Genomic DNA, 19426 nt, shown 5'->3' on the forward strand with positions numbered 1-19426 from the left:
AACATTCTGAATTGTCTGGTCGGCGGCATTCGACAGTCGTCGTCGGGCAGCGCCGAGCGACTTTCCAGGCGATTTTCAGCGGCGTCCCTTTCCGGCTATCCGGCCGACGCGCCCAACATCCCGCTGCGGACCTGATCCCCCGATCGAGAACACGTCACCCGCAAAGCATCGCATTGTCATCGAATGGCTAAACCAGAATTAAGCCGGCGATTACCCAGGTTTCCGTGATAGGATACTTGGCCGTCCGGTCTGACCCGGCACATCGTGCCGCGAGGAGACTTCCGTGGAAAAGATCCGCAAAGGCGTCAGTTGCTTTCACGAAACGATATTCCCCCAGCAGAGGGAACACTTTGAACATTTGGCAACACAGCAGCGGCCCAATGCGCTGTTCATCACGTGTTCCGACTCGCGCATACACCCCAACCTGATCACTCAGACAGACCCGGGCGATTTGTTCATTCTCCGGAATCCAGGCAACATTGTTCCGCCGTACAACGCCACCGATCCAGGCAGCGAGGCGGCGACGATCGAGTATGCCGTCGCGGTGCTGCGGGTCCCCAATATCATCGTGTGCGGCCATTCGAATTGCGGCGCAATGGATGCGCTTCTGAGATGCGGCGAGCTCAACCAGCTTCCGGCCGTCGTTTCCTGGCTGCACTACGCGGAGACGACGCGACGGATCATGCAGACCTGCTTTACCGATCTCAAGGATACCGAGCGCATGGATGTGACGATCGAGCAGAACGTGCTCATGCAGGTTCAACACCTCAAGACGCATCCGTCTGTTGCCGCGCGGCTTGCGGCGAGTGATCTCCAGATGTTCGCGTGGGTCTACGAGATCGGAACCGGGAACATCCGCGAGCATAACTCGGCGAGCGGTCGATTTCTCTCCCTGACGCGTCCGCCTCCCGCGGATCGGGCTTGATCCGAAAGCGGTTGCTCATCCACCAATTCGAGTTGGTCGCATGCTTGGGCGGCGGCAATCGCGCTTGCGTTTTGATTCTTGATCTTGCACGAATGACGTTTCGGGAGTCATCCGAGTGAATACTGACAGGGCCACCACTTACTTTCCATCGCTGTTCAAGGGCGATTTATTAGCATCCATCGTCGTGTTTCTTGTGGCGTTGCCGCTGTGCATGGGCATCTCCATCGCCTCCGGCGTGGGGCCGGCGGCGGGTCTGATCACGGGAATCATCGGCGGCCTGTTGGTCGGCTCGGTGTCTGGATCACCACTTCAGGTGAGCGGTCCGGCGGCAGGTCTGACGGTGATGGTCTATGAGATCATTCAGCGGGACGGGCTCGCGGCATTGGGCCCGATCGTGCTTTTGGCGGGAGCGATCCAAATCGTCGCGGGTTTCCTGGGGTTCGGGCAGTGGTTTCGGGCGGTTTCGCCGGCGGTGATCAAGGGGATGCTGGCGGGGATCGGCGTGCTCATTTTCGGCAGCCAGTTTCACGTGATGGTTGATGACGGGCCGCGTGGGAGCGGACTTCAGAACTTGATCTACATCCCGGAAGCGATTCTCAAGGGAGTCGTCCCCAATGATGATTCGACCCATCATTGGGCCGCGATGACGGGCCTGCTGACGATCCTCATCATAATCATGTGGAAGCCGCTCGTTCCTCGCAAGCTGAGGATGATTCCCGCGCCGCTCGTGGCGGTCAGCATCGCGACGGTGATTGCATGGGCGATGAATTGGCCGGTCATTCGTATTGACCTGCCGGACCAACTGTTCACGGAGATCTCTCTGCCGGCGGGCGGGCAATTGGCCCGACTGCTTAACGGCGAGATCATGCTCGCGGCGCTTGCCCTTGCCTTTGTCGCGAGCGCGGAGACGCTGCTTTGCGCGACGGCCGTGGATCAGATGCACACGGGGGCTCGAACGCGCTATGACAGGGAATTGATGGCCCAGGGCGGGGGGAACATGCTCTGCGGACTGCTGGGCGCTCTTCCCATGACGGGCGTCATCGTGCGCAGCTCGGCGAACATCGAGGCGGGGGGCAAGACGCGGATGTCGGCGATCATGCATGGCGCCTGGCTACTCTTGTTTATCCTGGTGCTCTCGAATGTGCTGCGGCTGATTCCTACGTCGAGTCTGGCGGCGATGCTGGTCTATACGGGCTACAAGCTGATTGACTTCAAATCGCTTCGAAGACTGTCGGACTACGGCCGGGGCGAGGTCGCTATCTACATTGCGACGGTCGTGATGATTGTCGTTTCGGGGCTTTTGACGGGTGTACTGGTGGGGGTGGCGCTTTCGGTGGCGAAGCTTCTGTATGCTTTTACGCATCTGGAGCTGAAGCTGACGGATGTTCCTGGCGCGAACCGGACGGAGCTGCGGCTTCGCGGAGCGGCGACCTTTATTCGGCTTCCCGCGATCGCCGTTGAACTCGGCAAGGTGCGACCCAGCACGGAGTTGCACGTCCGCTTCGAAAACCTCACTTACATCGATCATGCCTGCCTTGACCTGCTCATGAACTGGGAGAAGCAGCACGAGGCGACGGGCGGTCGGCTAATCGTGGATTGGGATGACTTACATGGACGATTCCGTCCAACGAGAGAGGATGAGGAATCGGCCGACGACGACAACTCGGGAAAAGTCGGGAGGCCGGCGGCTCCGGCGACCGCGGGGGTGACTTGAGTTGCCGATGACAGGCGGTAACAGATGAAACGGGAATTCGCCCCCCAAAAAGCCGAAATTCGGGGCCGTCGCTTGACGGGAGAATTGCTTCGTCCTTATGATGGGCGCGGTTTCATTAAGGACTCGCTCAATGCCCGCGAAACGATCGTTCTTGTTCGCTCAGCCTTACACATCGTGATTGCGCCAGTGGTTCATCACTGGCATGTCGGCCTTTGCGCATCCTCCGCGCAAATTCGGTTTCGTAAATTATTCGCGAGGTTTCAGAGGACACGCGATTTTCCGGATATACGACCCGCATGACTCGAATCACGCTACCAGACAACTCGGTTAAAGAGCTTTCCGATCGCAGTACCGGTGCTGATGTAGCCGCGGCGATCGGACCCGGCCTGGCGAAAGCCGCGCTCGGCGTGATCGCCGACTTTGGTCACGGACCGGTGACGCTCGATTTGGCCACGCCGCTTTCGGGCGATTGCCGTCTGAAGATATTGACGGACAAGAGTGAAGAATCCCTGACGATACTTCGGCATTCGACGGCGCACGTCATGGCCGAGGCGATCTGCCGTTTGTGGCCGGAGACGAAGCTGGTCTATGGCCCGCCGGTCGAGGAGGGATTCTATTACGACATCGACCTTGCCCATCGCCTCAAGCCTGAGGACTTTCTCAAGATTGAGGAAGAGATGGGGAAGATTGTGGCCGAAGACCGTCCCTTTACGCGCTACGAGATGAGCCGCGATGAGGGTCTTACCAAGGTTCGCAAGGAAGGCAATCCGTACAAGGTTGAGAATGCTGAGCGGGCCAAGGGTGATGTCCTTTCCTTTTATGTGACCGGCCCTGAACCGGGGGCGTATTGGGAGGACTTGTGCATGGGGACTCATGTCCCCCGCACGGGGCGCATCGCAGCGTTCAAGGTGCTAAGCGTTTCCGGCGCGTTTCTGCATGGGGATGCAAGCAAGCAGCAGCTTCAGCGCGTCTATGGCACGGCGTTTTTCTCCAAGAAGCAGCTCACTGAGCATTTGACTCGACTTGAGGAAGCCAAAAAGCGAGACCATCGGAAGATCGGGCAGGAGCTGGGTCTCTTTTCGGTTGATCCGCTGGTGGGAAGCGGGCTGATATTGTGGAAGCCCAAGGGGGCTACGATCCGGCTTCTCCTGGAAAACCACCTTCGCGACAAGCTTCGGGAGCAGGGGTACCAGCCGGTTTTCACGCCGCACATCGGACGGCTGGAGCTCTATCGCACCAGCGGGCATTTTCCTTACTACCGCGACGCACAGTTTCCACCGCTTTACGAATCCGACGCGGCGCGGCTGCTGAATGAGTTGTGGGTGGTGATTGCCGAGGCCGTGCCCGCGGAGGGGTGGCCGGCCGAGGCGGATCGACTGCTCAGCGAATTGAAGCTGGCCGACAAGAACATCTGGACGCAGATTTCCGGCGCCGACGAGGGCGTGCCGCCGAACAAGCGATTGCAGCGTTCGCCCGAGGGCCGGGCCGCAAACCTGCAGATCATTCGGGAGCACCTGGCTACGTCGGACGGCTTTCTGCTGAAGCCGATGAACTGCCCGCATCACATTCGTATCTTCGCAAGTGAGCCGCGCAGCTATCGCGACCTGCCCGTGCGACTCGCGGAGTTCGGCACGGTTTATCGGTATGAGAAGTCGGGCGAAGTCTCGGGATTGACGCGCGTTCGCGGATTCACGCAGGACGACGCGCACCTGTTCTGCACGCCCGAGCAGTTGCAGGACGAGCTGGTGAGTTGTTTGAGCCTGACGCGATACGTGCTTGAGATGCTCGACCTGAAGGACTATCGGGTCCGAATCGGCCTACACGATCCAAATGACGCCAAATTCATCAAGAATCCGCAGGCGTGGGCGGAGGCCGAGGCCGCCGTTCGCGCTGCCGCGGCACGCAGCGGCATGACCGCGACGGAGGAGATCGGCGAAGCGGCCTTCTACGGGCCGAAGATCGACTTTGTGGTGAAGGATTGCATCGGCCGCGAGTGGCAGCTCGGCACCGTTCAGGCTGACTATATTCAGCCAGAGAATTTCGGCCTTGAGTATGTGGGTCGCGACAACCGAATGCATCGACCAGTCATGGTGCATCGGGCACCGTTCGGGAGCATGGAGCGATTCATCGGCATTCTGATCGAGCATTTCGAGGGCGCGTTTCCTTTCTGGCTATCGCCGACCCAGGTGGTCGTGGCGAACATCAGCGAAAAGAGCGCCGAGTATGCCGGCAAGGTCCATCAGCTTCTGAAAGTGGCGGGGATCCGTGCTGAGCTGGATGACTCGCCGGAAAAGATCGGGCCGAAGAAGCACAAGGCCCGGCAGATGAAGGTTCCGTACATCGCCGTGGTAGGCGAACAGGAGCACGCGGCCGGCACGGTGAACATCAACGACCGCGATGGTCGTACGCTGGACAATATGGCCCTGGATATGTTCCTGACGATGCTCGTTCAGGAGAACAATCCCGGGGGTCGGGAGTTCGCGGCTCGAAGGTCGCGACCGGCCGAATGATGAGCAGGGTCCTTATGGAAAGGAAGGTGGGCGCCTATTAGCAACCTAAGATGCAACGAACAGATCCGCTTGTCGCCGGTGCGGGTCATTGACGAGAACGGCACCATGCTGGGAGTCGTCTCGACGTCGGATGCCATGCAGCGCGCTCGAGACGTTGGCATGGACCTCGTGGAGATTTCTCCCAACGAGCGGCCTCCCGTCTGCAAGATCATGGACTACGGGAAGCACAAGTACCTCCAGTCCAAAAAGCACAAGCAGAAGCACCACGAGCAGAAGCTCAAGGAAGTCCGTATCCGTCCGAAGACAGACCCGCACGATCGCAACATCAAGATGGCCCATGCCCGGGGATTTCTGGAGCAAGGGGACAAGGTGCTCTTCACCATGCTGTTTCGCGGTCGCGAGCGGTTCCACCAGGATATCGGGGACGAGAGTTTCAACGATATCATCACCAACCTCGTGGACATTGCGAAGGTTGAGCAGCCTCCCAAGACGTTCGGACGGCGCATGACGATGGTGCTTGTGCCGCTGAAGGTGCCCGCGCCCGGAAAGCCCAAGCCCCCGGGTGGTGCTAAGGCCGCCAAGGCGCCCAAGGCGAAACCTCCCCAGGCGGCTCCGGCTCCGGAGGCTGATGCCGCGACAGGTGAGACCGCCAGCCAGACTGATGAGGCCGCGTCCCCGGCATCGTAACGACCGATATTGTGATTTTGCCGCGATGCGGGCGTTGGCGGGTTGTTTAACGAGGGGGGCGGGAAGCTTGCAGGTCCGCCGACGGGCTGCTAGACTGCTGGGCTTTCGATCAGCAGGAGCAATTGAATGGCCGCAGAAATCAGCCCGGGCACCGTCATCAGCGTGACAGTCACCAAGTCTCCGACCAATGAGGCGGCGGCCAAGACTTTGTCGCGCATCTTCGCCAAGGATCCGGAGAACAAGCGCGAGCGCGGTCGGCGCAAGAAGCTGCTCGTGGCGGCTGTGGAAGTGCGTCGGCGCGGCGGTCGGCCGTGGGAAGTTCGATCGAAGGCGCCGCGACTGGTTCAGCCGATCAAGGGCGACGGCTGCCGCATCACGGCCAGTTCGGACGTCCTGCGAGACCTCGGCAGCGTTCAGCGCTTCGTCGCGGTCAAGCCTGTCTGATTAACCAATTTGTGACGAGTTCATGGGACTTGCCCCGCGTGCAGCAGGTAGGCTGATCACGCGCGTCGATCTACTGCGCCGGTTGTGAGCCTGGGGGCGCGACTTCAAAGGGCCGATCGAGATACCAAGCCATTTGGGGAGGCGTGATGTTTCGAAACTCGTAATCGCCGAACTTCTCCGTTCTAAATGGGGTCCGCGATAATTGGATGCGGTCGTTCATGGGCGTCGCGCGGTTCAGGTCTTTCCAGGCTGCGATGTATTCGGGCGGGATCATCAGGCTGTCGAAGAATGCATCGCATTGCCGGTGTGATCCCAGTATTAACAAGAGCAGGGAAATGACGAGTGAGCCGTCGGAGGCGATCCGTCCCAGGCGGACAGTGATCTGCCTCAGCAGGCATATCCCGATCGCGGTGAACAGCGCCAGGCTGGGGCCAAGATAAAAGAGCCAATAGTGATGCACGCGGTACTGCCGCCAGAAGAGGGCGACCCACAGGACACCGGTGGCCAGGAGCACCATCGCCGCGGGCAGCCTGTAGATGGGCACAAAATGTCGGAATCGTCGGCTGCACAGGCCTAATAGGCCGATCAGCGCAAAGACAATCGTTACGAGAGATGTGTTGTCGATGGTGTGGTTCCAGGCATTGCCGATGATGATTCGGTCGTCGGCGCCGCTGCCGGTGCGGGCGGTGAAAATGGACCAAAGGCTGTGCCAAGATCCGTCGAGGCCCGCGTACACGATGTGAAGGGTGACCGCCGCGCAGGAGAAGATCGTCGTGGCCCAGACAAATGCGCACAGTCCGCCGCTGATGCGATTGCGTCGCCATGCGTAAGCAGCGTAGAGGCTGAATAAGGCTGCGAAGAGAAAGCCGGGCCAGTCGATCGCGGCGCAAACGAAGATCGCCAGCGCGAAGCCTGCCAGGTGTGAGAGACGGTGCGTGCGGGGAGTGGGCGGCGCCTCCAAGAATTGCCAACACCACAGGGCGAAGAGCATCGCGGCCATGCAGAATGGCTCGTGATTGACCATCCTGCCGAAGAACACGTTGAGCGGCATGATCGCGTAGGCAAAGCCGGCCAGCAGGGCCATCGGCAATCCCATCCATCGGCGAACCAGATCGAACAGGAGCGCCAGGGAGAGAAGCGAGGCGGCGATGGCCGTTAGGCGCGCGGCGAATTCGCTTTCTCCGAACAATTTGAATGCCGCGGCGATGACCCAGACGAGTCCGGCGGGATGGGTGGCGTAGATGCTGCGATCCTGCGGAGCGGCGTTTTCGCCGACGGCGACGAGGGGCATGCCGTGATGGATGTCGAAGGGATATCGCAGGGCGTTGCGGGCGAGCTGCGAATAAAAAGCGCCGTTCCAGTCGTGAATGCGAATCCAGGGCTCGTCAATCTGCCGGCAGAGACCGACGGCATAGGCCGTCAGAAGCAGCGCCAGGCACAGGAGGGTTCGGCGGCGGCGCAGCGGCCCTGCCGACGGATCACCTGAGGCTGCGGGAATCTTTACACACTCACTCACGCGGGGCATACTACCACTGATCGCCCGGCAACTACCACGAATTGAATTCTGATGGCTACCATCCGGCAACCCGACCGCCTCGTTCTCGCCTCGACCAGCCCGCGGCGCGCGGAGTTAATGCGCGAGGCTGGGTACCAGTTTCGGGTGGTGCCCCCGCCCTTTGCCGAGCCGGAAGAAAAGCACCCTCACGTGGACCCGGCGAACTATGCCGAGTCGCTGGCATACTTTAAGGCCCGAAGCATCGCGGACACGAATTTCGCCGACACGATCCTTGCCGCCGACACGATCGCGGTGATGGATGACGAGATCTTCGGCAAGCCGGAGGGTCGCGAGGATGCGCGGCGCATCCTTTGCAGGCTGTCGGGTTCAAGCCATCGGGTGATTACAGGGGTCGTGCTGATGCATCCGGAGACGGACGCGCGGCAGATGGGTCATTCGATCAGCGTCATCCGCATGCGCAAGCTATCGACGGAGGATATTGAATCCTATCTGGACACCGGTGCATGGGAGGGAAAGGCGGGGGCGTACGGCATTCAGGACCACGGCGATGCATTCGTCGAGCGATACGAGGGGAGCTTCTCCAACATTGTCGGACTGCCGATGGAACTGGTGAAGGACATGTTCGATAAGTGGGTGTGAGGCGCGGCGTGCTGAGATGCCGGGTACGATGCAGAGATGATCGATCTGGGGCCGGTGCTTCCGGTTGTCATTGTCGCCACGATCGCGCTGATCGTCGCGATCTTCGCATATCTCGCGGCGGAAAAGCGGCGGAAGGAGCTAGCCGCCTTTGCCATCGGAATGGGACTGGATTTCACTTCCTCGCCGGGTGACGTGCATGGAAAGTATGAATACTTCACGCCGTTTGGCAGCGGGCACAGTCGCCGTTCGAGGAACCTGATTCACGGCCGGCGAAACCGACTTGTCTGGGAGATGTTTGATTATCGCTACACGACGGGCAGCGGGAAGAATCAGCAGACTCATCGTTACGGCATTATTGCGGCGCAGGTATCGCTGGCCTTCCCGGTGATGCGGATCAGGCCCGAGGGCATATTCGACAAGATCGCCGCCGTGGTCGGTTTCGACGACATTGACTTCGAGAGCGACGCCTTCAGTCGACAATATCACGTCAAGTGCGGCGATCGCAAGGAGGCGTACGACCTGATTCACCCGCAGATGATCGAGTATCTGATGGCGATCAGGCCGTATGACTGGCAGTTCAGCGGACCCTGGATTCTCATTCACAAGAGCGGTAGGTTCTCCGTGGAAGAGATGGCCGCGGCCATGGAGGCGATTGAGGGCTTCCTGGAGCGTGTGCCGGAGTATGTTCGAGAGGACATCGGCCTGGGCTAGGGAGTGATTGTGCAGATCGATTTCGTCGCCAGCGGATTGCCGGACAATGTGCCGATCGGGCTGATCGTCGGCGGGGCCGTTGTTCTGGTGCCGGTGATCTGGTTCATTGCGACGCTGAATCGGTTCGTGCGGCTGCGGAATCTGATCCACGAAAGCTGGGCCAACGTGGACGTCGTGCTGAAGCGGCGATATGAGTTGATCCCGAATCTCGTTGAGACGGTGAAGGGGTACGCCGCCCACGAGCGCACGGTACTGGAGCAGGTCGTCGCGGCGCGCAATCGGGCTCTGGCCTCAACGGGTCGCGTGCGCGAGCAGGCGGATGACGAGCGCCGGCTGGTGAATGAGGTGAACCACCTGTTGGCATTGGCCGAGGCGTATCCAGACCTGAAGGCGAGCGAGAGTTTTCTGCAGCTTCAGCGCGAGTTGGTGAATACCGAGGACCGCATCGCCGCCGCGCGGCGGTTTTACAATGCCAACGTTCGAGAGAACAACACGCTGGTGCAGCAGTTCCCGTCGCTGATTGTTGCCCGATTGATGGGGCGACAGGCGGAGGATTTCTTTGAGGTCGATGAGCTTGCGATTCGCAAGGCGCCTGCGGTTGGGTTTTGAAATGCGGTCCGGCGGCCGGCCGACACGCGTTCAATCGAGCGTGATAATCGTGCCCGACTTAAAGGATTCAGCCCACGACCATTCCGGCCCAATGGTGACGCAAATACAGCCGTCATCCGCGGTGCTGAGATAGCCTCGGTCTCCGACAAGCCGGTCGATTCCGTTGGTCGTCAGGGCGCGGCGCTGGCCGGTGGATCGGACGCTCACCTTGGGATTCACCGCATCGACAAACGCCGCGGTGTTGCCGACGACGCTGCCGTGATGCGGCAGGGCGAGGACCTCGGCGCGGATGCGGGGATCGCTCGCCAGCGCTGCCATGGCCGCTTCGGTGATGTCGCCGGTGAGCAGGATTGAGCGATCCCGATAAGTCAGCTTGAGGACCATGGACGTATCGTTGGCATCTATGATCCGCCGCGATGAGGCCGGCGGGGGCCAGAGCATCTCTACCCGGACGGATTTGAATTCCTCGAAGGCATTCGGCGCGGATTGAATCTCGATGGAAATGCCCTTGTCGCGCAAGGCGTCCAGGAGGCGGCCGGGGGCCGAGTATTTCGGGGCGAAGCGTTCGAAGTGGTCGGTGATGATAACGCGTGAGAAGGCGACATCTTCGGCGAGCCTCGCAATGGCGCTGAAGTGGTCGAAATCGGTATGCGACAGGAAGACGGCGTCGAGCCGATTGATGCCCCGGCGGCGCAGAAACTCGCGCGCGACTGGCAGGACGTCGAAGGATGACCGGGTGCCAAAGTCATAGAGTAGCGTCTGGCCGTTGGGCAGCTCGATGAGGGTGCCGGTGCCGTCGCCGACGGCCATCATCCAGACCTTCAGCGCGTGACGATCTCGCTGCACCCAGCTTGTTGGAACAAACCACCAACCAATGAGCAGGACCGCGGCGATCTTGAAGCCGTGACGCCGAAGCACGGTCGTGTACCGCACCGAACGGGGGGCGGTGTTGTCGGCCAGTGAGTCCTTCTGAGTCTGTGCGCTATCGCGACTGGCGGCAGCGGTCTTCCAGTAACAGAACAGCCCGATTGTGCCGTAACAGGCCATCACCCAAAGCAATGACGGCGAACCCCCACTGATCACCGAGCCGGGAATACGCGCCAGGGTATTGACGACCGCGAGCATGGTGTTCGTAGTGAAAGCCAGGACAGGGCCGAGAAGCAGACCGGCCGATGGAAATGCCAGGCGTGCGATGACGGTGAGGTATCCGACGATGTTCGCGGGCATGGCGAGGAAGGCGATGACGAATGACCCAAACCAGCCCCAGGGCATGAAGTTGTTAAACAGATAGCAGGATAAGGGGGCGGTGATGATCCACTCGGAAATCGACAGCGCGAACAGTTGGGCGACGGCGGCTCCGAGCCAGAGCAGGATGCGGCGATGCCACCGCGGGGGAGCGGCATCCACGTCGAAAAGAGATAGCGCGAACGACCGGCCATCGAAGGCCCGGGCGAGGCGAGTCAAGCCGCGCTGAAGGAGAAAGTCGGAGATTTTTCGGCTGACGATCGGACAGAAAAAGAGCAGCCCGACGGTGGCGAGAAACGTGAACTGAAAGGCGGCGGAAAAGATATCTCCGGGGCGGAACAGCAGAATCACAACGGCCGCGGCGGCGAGGGCGTTGACGGAGTTGTATCGCCCTCGGAAGAAGGCAGCCGAACAGGAGAACACGCCGACGATTCCAGCGCGGAGGATCGACGGGCGTGGCTCGGCGATCAGCACGTAAGAGATGATCACGAGGCCGACGATCAGCGCGGTGTGGCGGTAGTAGAGGCCCGCGAATCGGGCGATCGTCCAGATGACGAGGGCCAGCCACGCGACCTGCATTCCACTGGCTGCGAGGAGGTGGGCGTTGCCGGTGCGAAGAAACGCCTCGTTCATGGCACGCGGTACGGCGGAGCGGTGGCCGAGGACCATTGCGGCGAGGACTCCGGCGGCGGGATCGTCCTGGGTAAAGGCATCGTCGAGGAGATATCCGCGCAGTCGCGTTCGGATCGGGTCGAGCCATTGAGCGAGTTGTGCGGTCATGCCGACTTCGTCGCGATCTTTCTGTTCAGACGATAGGGACTCAGGCGGGTCAATGATGACGGACTCCGCGTGATCGCAGGAGAGACCGGCGAAGACGCCTTCGTGCTTCATGAAACGGGACCAGTCGAACTCGTAGGGATTGGCCGGACCCTGCGGGCGGTAGAGCCATCCCGTGATTTTGACAAACTGCCCGACTCGCAGGTCGAGGCGCGGCGCTCTGACGTTGATGGCAACGAGGCCGGAGACCGTGAGCGGGCCGTCGATTCCCGTGAGTCGTCGGGCAATCAGCGTGAATTTCGTGGAGGGGCTGCGCGGGTAAGGCGTGGGAACATCGGGATCAGGCTCGCGGATGATAGGGGCGGTGGCGATTTGGCCGGTCAGGGTTGTCAGCATGGGATCGTCGTCAAGATAGTGGGCGATGTGGTCGGAAGAGAGGAATCTGTCGGAGGCGGCATGGCGGACCATGCCGAGCGAGGCTGCCGCGAGGACCAGGGTCGCGTAACAGATCGCGCGGGTTGCACGAGCTCGATAGGCAAATGCGAATACGACGCCACAGGCAAGGAGCGCGATCGGAACAGCGAGGCTGGGGGCCCATTGATCGTCGATGATGATGCCAAGGCCCAATCCTACGGCCACGGGCAGCAACGGCTTCGGGGCCGCGTGCCTTGGCGGAATGAGATTGCCGGCCGATAGCTCGGCGAGATTCATCCGTGGATTTCCGACCAGAGGGCCCGATGAACGGCAAGCGATGCGATCTGGGCGATCTGCGCCGCGGCGTGGAGCGAACATCGGGTTTGGCCTTCTCCACGGCGAGCCATGATGACGGATGCCATATACGTGACACCAAACACCAGTAACCCCAGCTTCAGCCCGACAAAATAGTTGCCCCCCTTGGCGCAATAGATGACGCTTAAGACGAGGGGGAGTATGGCGTGGGTCAGGAGGTGAAGCGGTCGGGTGGATGCCACGAAGGCTCTGACTTTCGGCTCCGCGTCGCGGCCGGTCCGGCCGACGCATGCGGCAACGATTATGCCCCATCGTCCCCAGAGCGGGGCAAGAATAAGGGGGCGGTAAATCGGCGCAGGATAGAGCCAGTTGAATTTTGATCTCCAGCCGGTGGAAGGCCACCAGGGGGTCTCGGGGCGAATGCTGAGTATGAGGATGAATTCGGTCAGGATCATCAGGCACAGGGCGAGGGAGGCGATTTGTGAGAATGGGGCAGATCGGTTGAGGGGGCGCATCGCCGGAGTTGAGCCGGTGAGGTTGTCGACGGTCCGCGCGAAGCCGAGAATAAGAAACGTGCCGGTAAAGCAGCAGTCGAGAAGAACGATGGCCAGAGCGGGAACGGGGCGGAGGCTGCCCGTCTCGCCAAAGACGCGCCAGGACATGCGAAACAGTCCGGCCCATGCCAATCCGACAATGAGCCCCAGCGGCACGATCCAATGAATGCATATTCCGTATGCATTCGTGGGGAGGTCGCTACCGAAGCGCCCGACCGGGAACATCATGCGCAGCGCGGCCATCAGGCCTTGCCAGGGCGTCGCGGCCGTCGATTCCGAAGGACCTGGTGCAGGCGCGTCACCGTTCGCGTGGGATTCGTCGTCAATCGGATCGCCGGCATGACTAGCCGCGGTTCTGCGAGTGTCGAAGTCTGAATCCATGAAAGAGAGGCCCGTCCTGGGGTCGTGATAGGACAAAAAGCGATCGAGGCGTGAACGCATGCGCTTCTCGACGCTGGTCATTGTATACTACCCGGGACGCTGCGAGGATAAAGAATGATGAAGCGTGAGGACATCGAGTCGCCGAGGACCTGCCGATTTGTGCGGCAGGTTGCAGTCGCTTGCGGGTGCGGTCGTCACCTCGCCGCAGGTGGCTTTCGCGTCGGGCCGGTGACCGTCATTCGACGGGTCATTCTCACTGTTCTGCTGATAGCCCCCGTCACCGGGCGCGCCGAGGCGTTTCAGCAGGTCCAGCAAATGATTCAAGAGCTCACCGCGAAAAGGGTGGAGCGAGCGCCGGCTGACGGGATGCGGTTGACCCCGATCGTAGATCGGGATGCCGAGGCGTGGCTCAATCGCGGAGCGGAGGCGGCGGAGCGGGGCGATTGGAAACTGGCCGCCGATACGCTTTCGCGGGTGATCGACGAATACGGCGACCGCACGATCTCGGTTGACGACGGGCGGCGATTCATTTCCGCTGCCAGGGCCGCGCGCTACGCCATTGCGGCCTGGCCGCCCGAGGGCATCGAAGCTTATCGTCTGCTATACGATGCCGAAGCTCGGCAAATGTTTGAGCAGGCGAAGGCCGACCATGACATGGACGGGTTGCGTCGGATTGCGCGGAGATTCGCTCTGACATCCGTGGGACCGGAGGCGATCGACCTGCTCATCGACTGGCTCATCGACGCGGGGCAGGGCGCCGAGTCGATCGATCACCTCCAACAACTCGGCGAACTTCGAGCGGGCCGCGCCTCGTGGAAGCAAAAGCTCCGCCTGGTCATTGCGCTGACCCTCAGCGAACAGCCGCAAAGGGCACGGGAGATCATCGCCGAGCTTCGCACTCTGAAGGGACAGCCTGACGCCCCCACGCAGGAGGGACTGCCCGATGATTGGGCAAAGCGCGTGGAATCCGTTGCCCAGTTTGTTGAGGCGTCGGCGACGCCGGAATCCGGCGGGCTTCAGTCACCGGTCGGACCGAGTTGGCCGCAGATGCTCGGTGCTCCATCGACCGGTGGGCGGATGTCGGCCATCAATCCGGCGGTGACGCCCGAGGATGCGTGGCGAGATTCACTGCCGGGTACACAGCGGTTGAACATCTCGGCGGTGCACCAATTGACGGTGATGACGGGTCGTCCGCCGGTGTGGCAGTGCGTGAGCGACGGTCGCAATCTGTTCTACTCGGGGCCGGAAGGGGTGATGGCGCGCGATCTGGCCACGTTCGACCTGCTGTGGCGGTCGGTGCCGAAGTCGAGTCCGCGCGATCCGGCGCTGACGCAGTTTCGGGTGAACGTCGGCATGACTGAGGCGAACAACGACGACCGGCTTGACGAGCTCACGACGATCAGCCTGTTTCACGACTATCGCGGGGCGCTTTCGTGCGGACTGGGAATGGTCTTCGCCGTCGAGCAGTTCGGCACAGTCAACGAGCGATTTCCGACGCGGCAGGGCGTGGCGGACCCGAACGATTCGTTCACGGTGACGACGCAGACCGAGGCCAACTCGATTCGCGCCTTTGAGGCCGACACGGGCCGCGCGGCATGGACGCGCGGGCGCGGCGGTCCGCCGGATGACGAATTCAAGTTCGCGCACTTCTACGGCCCGCCGATTGTTTCAGAGGATCGCCTCCTTGCCGTCTGTCAGGTGGGGGAGGATTTGAATCTCGCCGTTTTCTCGGCCGGTGGAAAGCTCCTGAGAAAGACCCTGTTGGGCAGCGGCCGGGCGGGCATGTTTCCGATCAACGGGGTGCTCCAGCCGACGGTGCATGATGGAACGGTGTTTGTCCCGACGGGGGCCGGCGTACTGATCGCCCTGAATTCATTTGACTATTCGCTGCGCTGGCTGGCCGCCTACGATCGCCACGAAAGCACGGGGATGTCACGCCGGCGCGGAGCGCCGGCCGTATTTGTGGCGGGCCGGGCCTTTACGCAGCCGGACGAGTGGATCAGCAGTCCGCCGGTTGCGGCCGGGGGATTTGTCATTCTCGCGCCGCACGACAGTGACAAAGTGATGGCATTCGACCGGCAGACCGGCGTCGCGGCCTGGCAGCGCGATCGCGGCAGATCGAGGTACATCATCGGCGCCGACGCCCGGCGCGTGCTGCTCGGCGGACAGGATATCGTCTCGGTCGACACGGCCACCGGCGAGGAGCAGTGGACCCAGAGCGGCGTTACGCCGACGGGTCGGGCGATCTACTGCGGCGAGCAGGTCCTCGTACCGACCGGCATGGGGCTCACGCGGCTTTCCGTTGCCGACGGGCAGGTACAGGAGCCGACACTGTACTCGCGCGATCCGATGGGAAATCTTTTTGCCATCGATGGGGCGCTCTACAGCCTTAGCGCCGAGTCCATCTCAAAATATGCCGATCTGGAGCAAACACGAGGGGCGGCGAAGCTGGCGCTGGAGCGCGATCCGAACGATCTGTCCGCGGTCCTTCGGCTCGGCTGGCTGGCGACGATGGAGCGTCGATGGAATGAGGCGCTCGAGCTCCTGGATCGCGCCGATCGACTGTGCACCCGGGAAAACGCCGACGAAATCGGTGCGAGAATCGCTCATCAACGCGTCAAGATACTCTTGAGCCTCGCGGCGGAGGCGGACCTGGAACATCGGGCGGAGTTCATCGTCCGGGCGGCCAAGGTTGCCCGGCGTGCGGATGATCGGGTTCGCGCGGGGCTGGCCCACTGCGATTTGCTCATTGAGCAGGGTTCGGCGGAATCGGCGATTCTCAATGTCCTCGATTTGGCGCGGAACGACGGCGATGAGCCCGTTTCACTTGAGGCGCAGCTCGATGCGCGTGCGACGGTGATGATTCGCGATCGAATCGTGCGGGCGTGGCGTAAGGCGAGTGAGTCCACGCGGGCCGAGGTTGCCGCGGAGATTCGCGAGCGTGTTGATGGGGCGCTGGTCGATGGTCGAATTTCCGATGCCGTACGAATGGGCGACGCCCTTGATCTCTTTGCCGATGAGGATGTCGACTCAGATCTGAGGGACGTCGTCGCGTCGCTGAAGACGAGGCTCGGATCGTACTTCCACGCGCAAGGCGATCCGGAGAGCGCGATTTACTATTGGGAGCTGGCGTACCGACCCACCGGCTCGGCGGAGGCCGATCCGACTGCCGCATTGCTGCTGGCGCGCACCTATCTGGAGTCCGGCGACGGGATCGCCGGGTCGCCGGCTGACGCATTGCGCGTGCTACGTTCGATCAGTCCGGATTGGGGGGATCGTCGTTTGCCGGAGCAGGCTACAAAAGCTGGATTTGACAGTGACCTTGCGACCGTGGGCGAGGCTGTGTCATCCCTGGAGCGTCGTCTTCCGGCCGGGCTTCTTGAGTCGGATCATCACTTGCCGCGCATCTTATCCGAGGCGAGTTCACTGGCTATTCAGCGGCAGGATGACGTGCCGATGAGCATTGGACTTCGCGATACGGTTTCGTTTCTCGATTTCACCGCGCCGCCCGACGTGTTCGCGGAGGTGATGCCAATCGTCAAGCTCAGCCAGGTTCTGGGTATTCGGACAAGCGGTGATTCACCGGACATGACCGTCTGGAGCAACGACCTCGGGCCGATCGTGGAAGATCAGGGAGCGGTGTTGAGGGATTGGATGATGCTCAACACGCGACCGGCGGCCGTCGCGGGGCGTGTCGGTGTGCTGGCGGCTGGAGCGAGGATATGCGCCATCGGCTTGATGACGGGCCGGATGATGTGGCCCAGCATTTATATTGAGGGCGACGGTGGTGATCTGCCCCAGCCTCCGATGGTTCATGTTGCGGGAATGGTCATCGTCGCGACGCATGCGAATACGCTCGTGGGTATCCCGGCGCGGCAGGGCGCGCATCCGGCATGGCGTCGGCAGTTTCCCGGGAATCCGCTGGGCCGCCTGGATACGGTGGGCAATCGGCTGGTGGTGACGGACGCCTCGGCAGAAAGCATGGTCGTCCTTCATCCGACAAGCGGACGTGTCCAGCGAAAATTCAGCCTGCTCGTACCGTCGACGAAGCGCGTCAAGGAGATTCAGGTCCAGGAAGCGCTGCGAGACATCCTGAAGAACGCGGCGGGGGTGACGGGCGTCGATGAGGGCGCGCTGGATACGGAGGCGAGTTTTAACCACGTGGGCATCACGGGCGGCGTCGTTTGCCGCTCGGGAGAGTCTCGCGTGGTCGGGCGCGACGTTCTCACCGGTCGGACGCTGTGGGAGCTTCCATTCACCGACCTGATTACGGGAATACTGCGTCTCGATGACTCGCATTTTGGAATTTGCCGTGGCCGGCATCGCATTGCGGTTGTCAGCTCGGCGACGGGGAGCATCGTCAAGGATATCCACGTGCCGGGCCTGCAGATTCCCCCGCTCGACGCCGTGCTTGACCCTCCGCCGTCCAGTTTGCCTTCCGGCGGTAACAGATTGCTGATGTATACGCGGACCAGCAACGACCCGGTGCGATACGTATTGACGTCGTATCCGATGAAAGAGGGCGATTTGCCGTGGCAACAGGAACTGGGGCCGCTGGCGACGGTGAGCCACCGCATGATGCGCGCCTCGCCGGATTACATCGCGGCGGTGGCGTATGAGTTCCCGCCAGAACGCGATCGGATGCAGCGGCCGTTCCTGGCGCGCGGCCTGCCGACGCTGGCTTCGGCGAGGCTCTTCATTTTTGATAAGGGCGGCGAGCGGCGGCTGATCGAGAGCCCGTTTGCTTTTCCCATCCTTTCGAAGCCGGATGATCGGTGGTACACCGGTTTGATCGCCGACGTGGCGATCTTCGATAACCGGATCGTTGCGGTCGGACCGGACGGGTACTATGTTCTGGGCGTTGAGGAAGCGCGCACGGCGCTGGATTCGCAGAGGCGTAAGTGATGAAGGATCAATCCAAATTCGGTGCAGGTTGGCTGCGGAGCGCGGCAGTGTGCCTGGTCGTGGTCGTATCCGGCCAGACTGCGCACGGTCAGCTTCCGTCGAAACGCCCGCCGATGATGTCGGAGAAAACGGACGAGGCGATCGAAAACGGGCTCAGGTTTCTGGCCTCGCGGCAAAGCGCCGACGGATCTTTTCGTGAGATGGGCGGCATGGGCAGCTATCCAGTCGCGATGACGGCGCTGGCGGGCCTGAGCCTGATGGCATCGGGCAATACGTCAACGCAGGGTCCCTATTCGCCCCAGGTCAGGAAGGCGACAACATTTATTCTCCGCTCGGCCCAGCGCAACGGGCTCATCTGCCGGGCCGGCGAGGAGGAGTCGCGGTCGATGTATGGGCACGGCTTTTCCATGCTGATGCTCGCAGAGGCGATGGGGATGGAAGAAGACCCCGAGCGCATGTCGCAGATTCGGCAGACGCTTCAGGACGGCGTCAAGATCATCGCCCAGTCGCAGAGTCCATTGGGCGGCTGGCTGTACACGCCGGACATGAACGGCGACGAGGGCTCGGTCACGATTACGCAGGTGCAGGCCCTTCGAGCTTCGCGGAACGCGGGCATCGCCGTGCCTAAGAAGGTCATTGATCATGCGATGAAATATCTTGAGAAGTCGGTGCAGCCGGACGGCGGCATTGCCTATCGCGTGGGGATGACGGGATCGCGTCCTCCGATCACCGCGGCGGCCGTAGCGTGCTGGTTCAACGCTGGAGAGTATGACAACCCATTGGCGCTGAACGCCCTGCGCTTCTGCAAGAAGAACATCGGCATCGGTAATTCGTCGGAGGGCACCTGGGGGCACTGGTACTACGCCCACCTGTACCTCTCGCAGGTGATGTATCTATCCGGCGAGAAGGATTGGGCCGACTATTATCCGAAGATGCGTGATCGATTACTGGCGACGCAGGAGCCGGACGGTTCCTGGCAGGGGGACAGCGTCGGCAAGGTGTATGGCACTGCGATCGCGCTGGTGATCCTGCAACTGCCGCTTAACAATCTGCCCATCATGCAGCGATAGTCGGATACTT

Annotated in this window: 13 protein-coding genes; 10 read left to right on the plus strand and 3 right to left on the minus strand. The window is 61.6% G+C overall.

The genetic code is table 11. The features are described 5' to 3' along the window. Positions 1-283 precede the first annotated feature (283 nt). The 5 genes from HS101_12070 (at position 284) to HS101_12090 (ending at position 6280) form a co-directional block, all read left to right on the plus strand. Positions 284-925 (plus strand): carbonic anhydrase, encoded by a 642-nt coding sequence (locus HS101_12070; protein ID MBE7506999.1) that lies wholly within the window; start codon positions 284-286, stop codon positions 923-925. A 115-nt stretch (positions 926-1040) separates the two neighbouring features. Further along, a complete protein-coding gene (locus HS101_12075) occupies positions 1041-2639 on the plus strand; it encodes a SulP family inorganic anion transporter (GenBank protein ID MBE7507000.1) in 1599 nt (532 codons plus the stop codon). Between the two features lie 296 nt (positions 2640-2935). Continuing rightward, positions 2936-5149 (plus strand): threonine--tRNA ligase, encoded by a 2214-nt coding sequence (locus HS101_12080; GenBank protein ID MBE7507001.1) that lies wholly within the window; start codon positions 2936-2938, stop codon positions 5147-5149. A gap of 36 nt (positions 5150-5185) precedes the next feature. Then, positions 5186-5836 carry a translation initiation factor IF-3 gene (locus HS101_12085; protein ID MBE7507002.1) on the plus strand — a complete coding sequence of 217 codons (651 nt, stop codon included), beginning with the start codon at positions 5186-5188 and terminating at the stop codon, positions 5834-5836. A gap of 126 nt (positions 5837-5962) precedes the next feature. Beyond that, a complete protein-coding gene (locus HS101_12090) occupies positions 5963-6280 on the plus strand; it encodes a hypothetical protein (protein MBE7507003.1) in 318 nt (105 codons plus the stop codon). A gap of 70 nt (positions 6281-6350) precedes the next feature. Here HS101_12090 and HS101_12095 read toward each other — a convergent pair whose 3' ends face one another. Next, positions 6351-7796, minus strand: a complete 1446-nt coding sequence (locus HS101_12095) for a glycosyltransferase family 39 protein (protein ID MBE7507004.1) — start codon at positions 7794-7796, stop codon at positions 6351-6353. Positions 7797-7847: 51 nt separating this feature from the next. Between HS101_12095 and maf the strand changes: the two genes are divergently transcribed. Genes maf through HS101_12110 form a run of 3 tightly spaced genes read left to right on the plus strand, consistent with a single transcriptional unit; the run spans position 7848 to position 9755 of the window. Next, positions 7848-8435 (plus strand): septum formation protein Maf, encoded by a 588-nt coding sequence (gene maf / locus HS101_12100; protein ID MBE7507005.1) that lies wholly within the window; start codon positions 7848-7850, stop codon positions 8433-8435. A 36-nt stretch (positions 8436-8471) separates the two neighbouring features. After that, positions 8472-9146 carry a hypothetical protein gene (locus HS101_12105; protein MBE7507006.1) on the plus strand — a complete coding sequence of 225 codons (675 nt, stop codon included), beginning with the start codon at positions 8472-8474 and terminating at the stop codon, positions 9144-9146. A 48-nt stretch (positions 9147-9194) separates the two neighbouring features. Beyond that, positions 9195-9755, plus strand: coding sequence for a LemA family protein (locus tag HS101_12110; protein MBE7507007.1), 561 nt, complete (start codon positions 9195-9197; stop codon positions 9753-9755). Positions 9756-9785: 30 nt separating this feature from the next. Here HS101_12110 and HS101_12115 read toward each other — a convergent pair whose 3' ends face one another. Together HS101_12115 and HS101_12120 are read right to left on the minus strand one after the other, a co-directional pair. Beyond that, positions 9786-12488, minus strand: a complete 2703-nt coding sequence (locus HS101_12115; GenBank protein ID MBE7507008.1) for a ComEC/Rec2 family competence protein — start codon at positions 12486-12488, stop codon at positions 9786-9788. Then, positions 12485-13501 carry a hypothetical protein gene (locus HS101_12120; GenBank protein MBE7507009.1) on the minus strand — a complete coding sequence of 339 codons (1017 nt, stop codon included), beginning with the start codon at positions 13499-13501 and terminating at the stop codon, positions 12485-12487. Before HS101_12120 ends, HS101_12115 begins: the two co-directional genes overlap by 4 nt. Positions 13502-13555: 54 nt before the next feature. Between HS101_12120 and HS101_12125 the strand changes: the two genes are divergently transcribed. Both HS101_12125 and HS101_12130 read left to right on the plus strand, forming a co-directional pair. Beyond that, the gene (locus tag HS101_12125) at positions 13556-18346 is read left to right on the plus strand and encodes a PQQ-binding-like beta-propeller repeat protein (GenBank protein MBE7507010.1); all 4791 of its coding nucleotides are present in this window, start codon (positions 13556-13558) and stop codon (positions 18344-18346) included. Continuing rightward, a complete protein-coding gene (locus tag HS101_12130; GenBank protein ID MBE7507011.1) occupies positions 18346-19416 on the plus strand; it encodes a terpene cyclase/mutase family protein in 1071 nt (356 codons plus the stop codon). Before HS101_12125 ends, HS101_12130 begins: the two co-directional genes overlap by 1 nt. Positions 19417-19426: the final 10 nt, after the last annotated feature.

The organism is Planctomycetia bacterium (assembly GCA_015075745.1).
In the GTDB taxonomy this organism is placed as follows: domain Bacteria; phylum Planctomycetota; class Phycisphaerae; order UBA1845; family UTPLA1; genus UTPLA1.

Coding starts and splice junctions, on each gene's coding strand:
- HS101_12080 (MBE7507001.1), top strand. CDS start 2,936: ATGACTCGAATCACGCTACCAGACAACTCGGTTAAAGAGCTTTCCGAT.
- HS101_12090 (MBE7507003.1), top strand. CDS start 5,963: ATGGCCGCAGAAATCAGCCCGGGCACCGTCATCAGCGTGACAGTCACC.
- maf (MBE7507005.1), top strand. CDS start 7,848: ATGGCTACCATCCGGCAACCCGACCGCCTCGTTCTCGCCTCGACCAGC.
- HS101_12105 (MBE7507006.1), top strand. CDS start 8,472: ATGATCGATCTGGGGCCGGTGCTTCCGGTTGTCATTGTCGCCACGATC.
- HS101_12115 (MBE7507008.1), bottom strand. CDS start 12,488: ATGAATCTCGCCGAGCTATCGGCCGGCAATCTCATTCCGCCAAGGCAC.
- HS101_12120 (MBE7507009.1), bottom strand. CDS start 13,501: ATGCGTTCACGCCTCGATCGCTTTTTGTCCTATCACGACCCCAGGACG.
- HS101_12125 (MBE7507010.1), top strand. CDS start 13,556: ATGATGAAGCGTGAGGACATCGAGTCGCCGAGGACCTGCCGATTTGTG.
- HS101_12130 (MBE7507011.1), top strand. CDS start 18,346: ATGAAGGATCAATCCAAATTCGGTGCAGGTTGGCTGCGGAGCGCGGCA.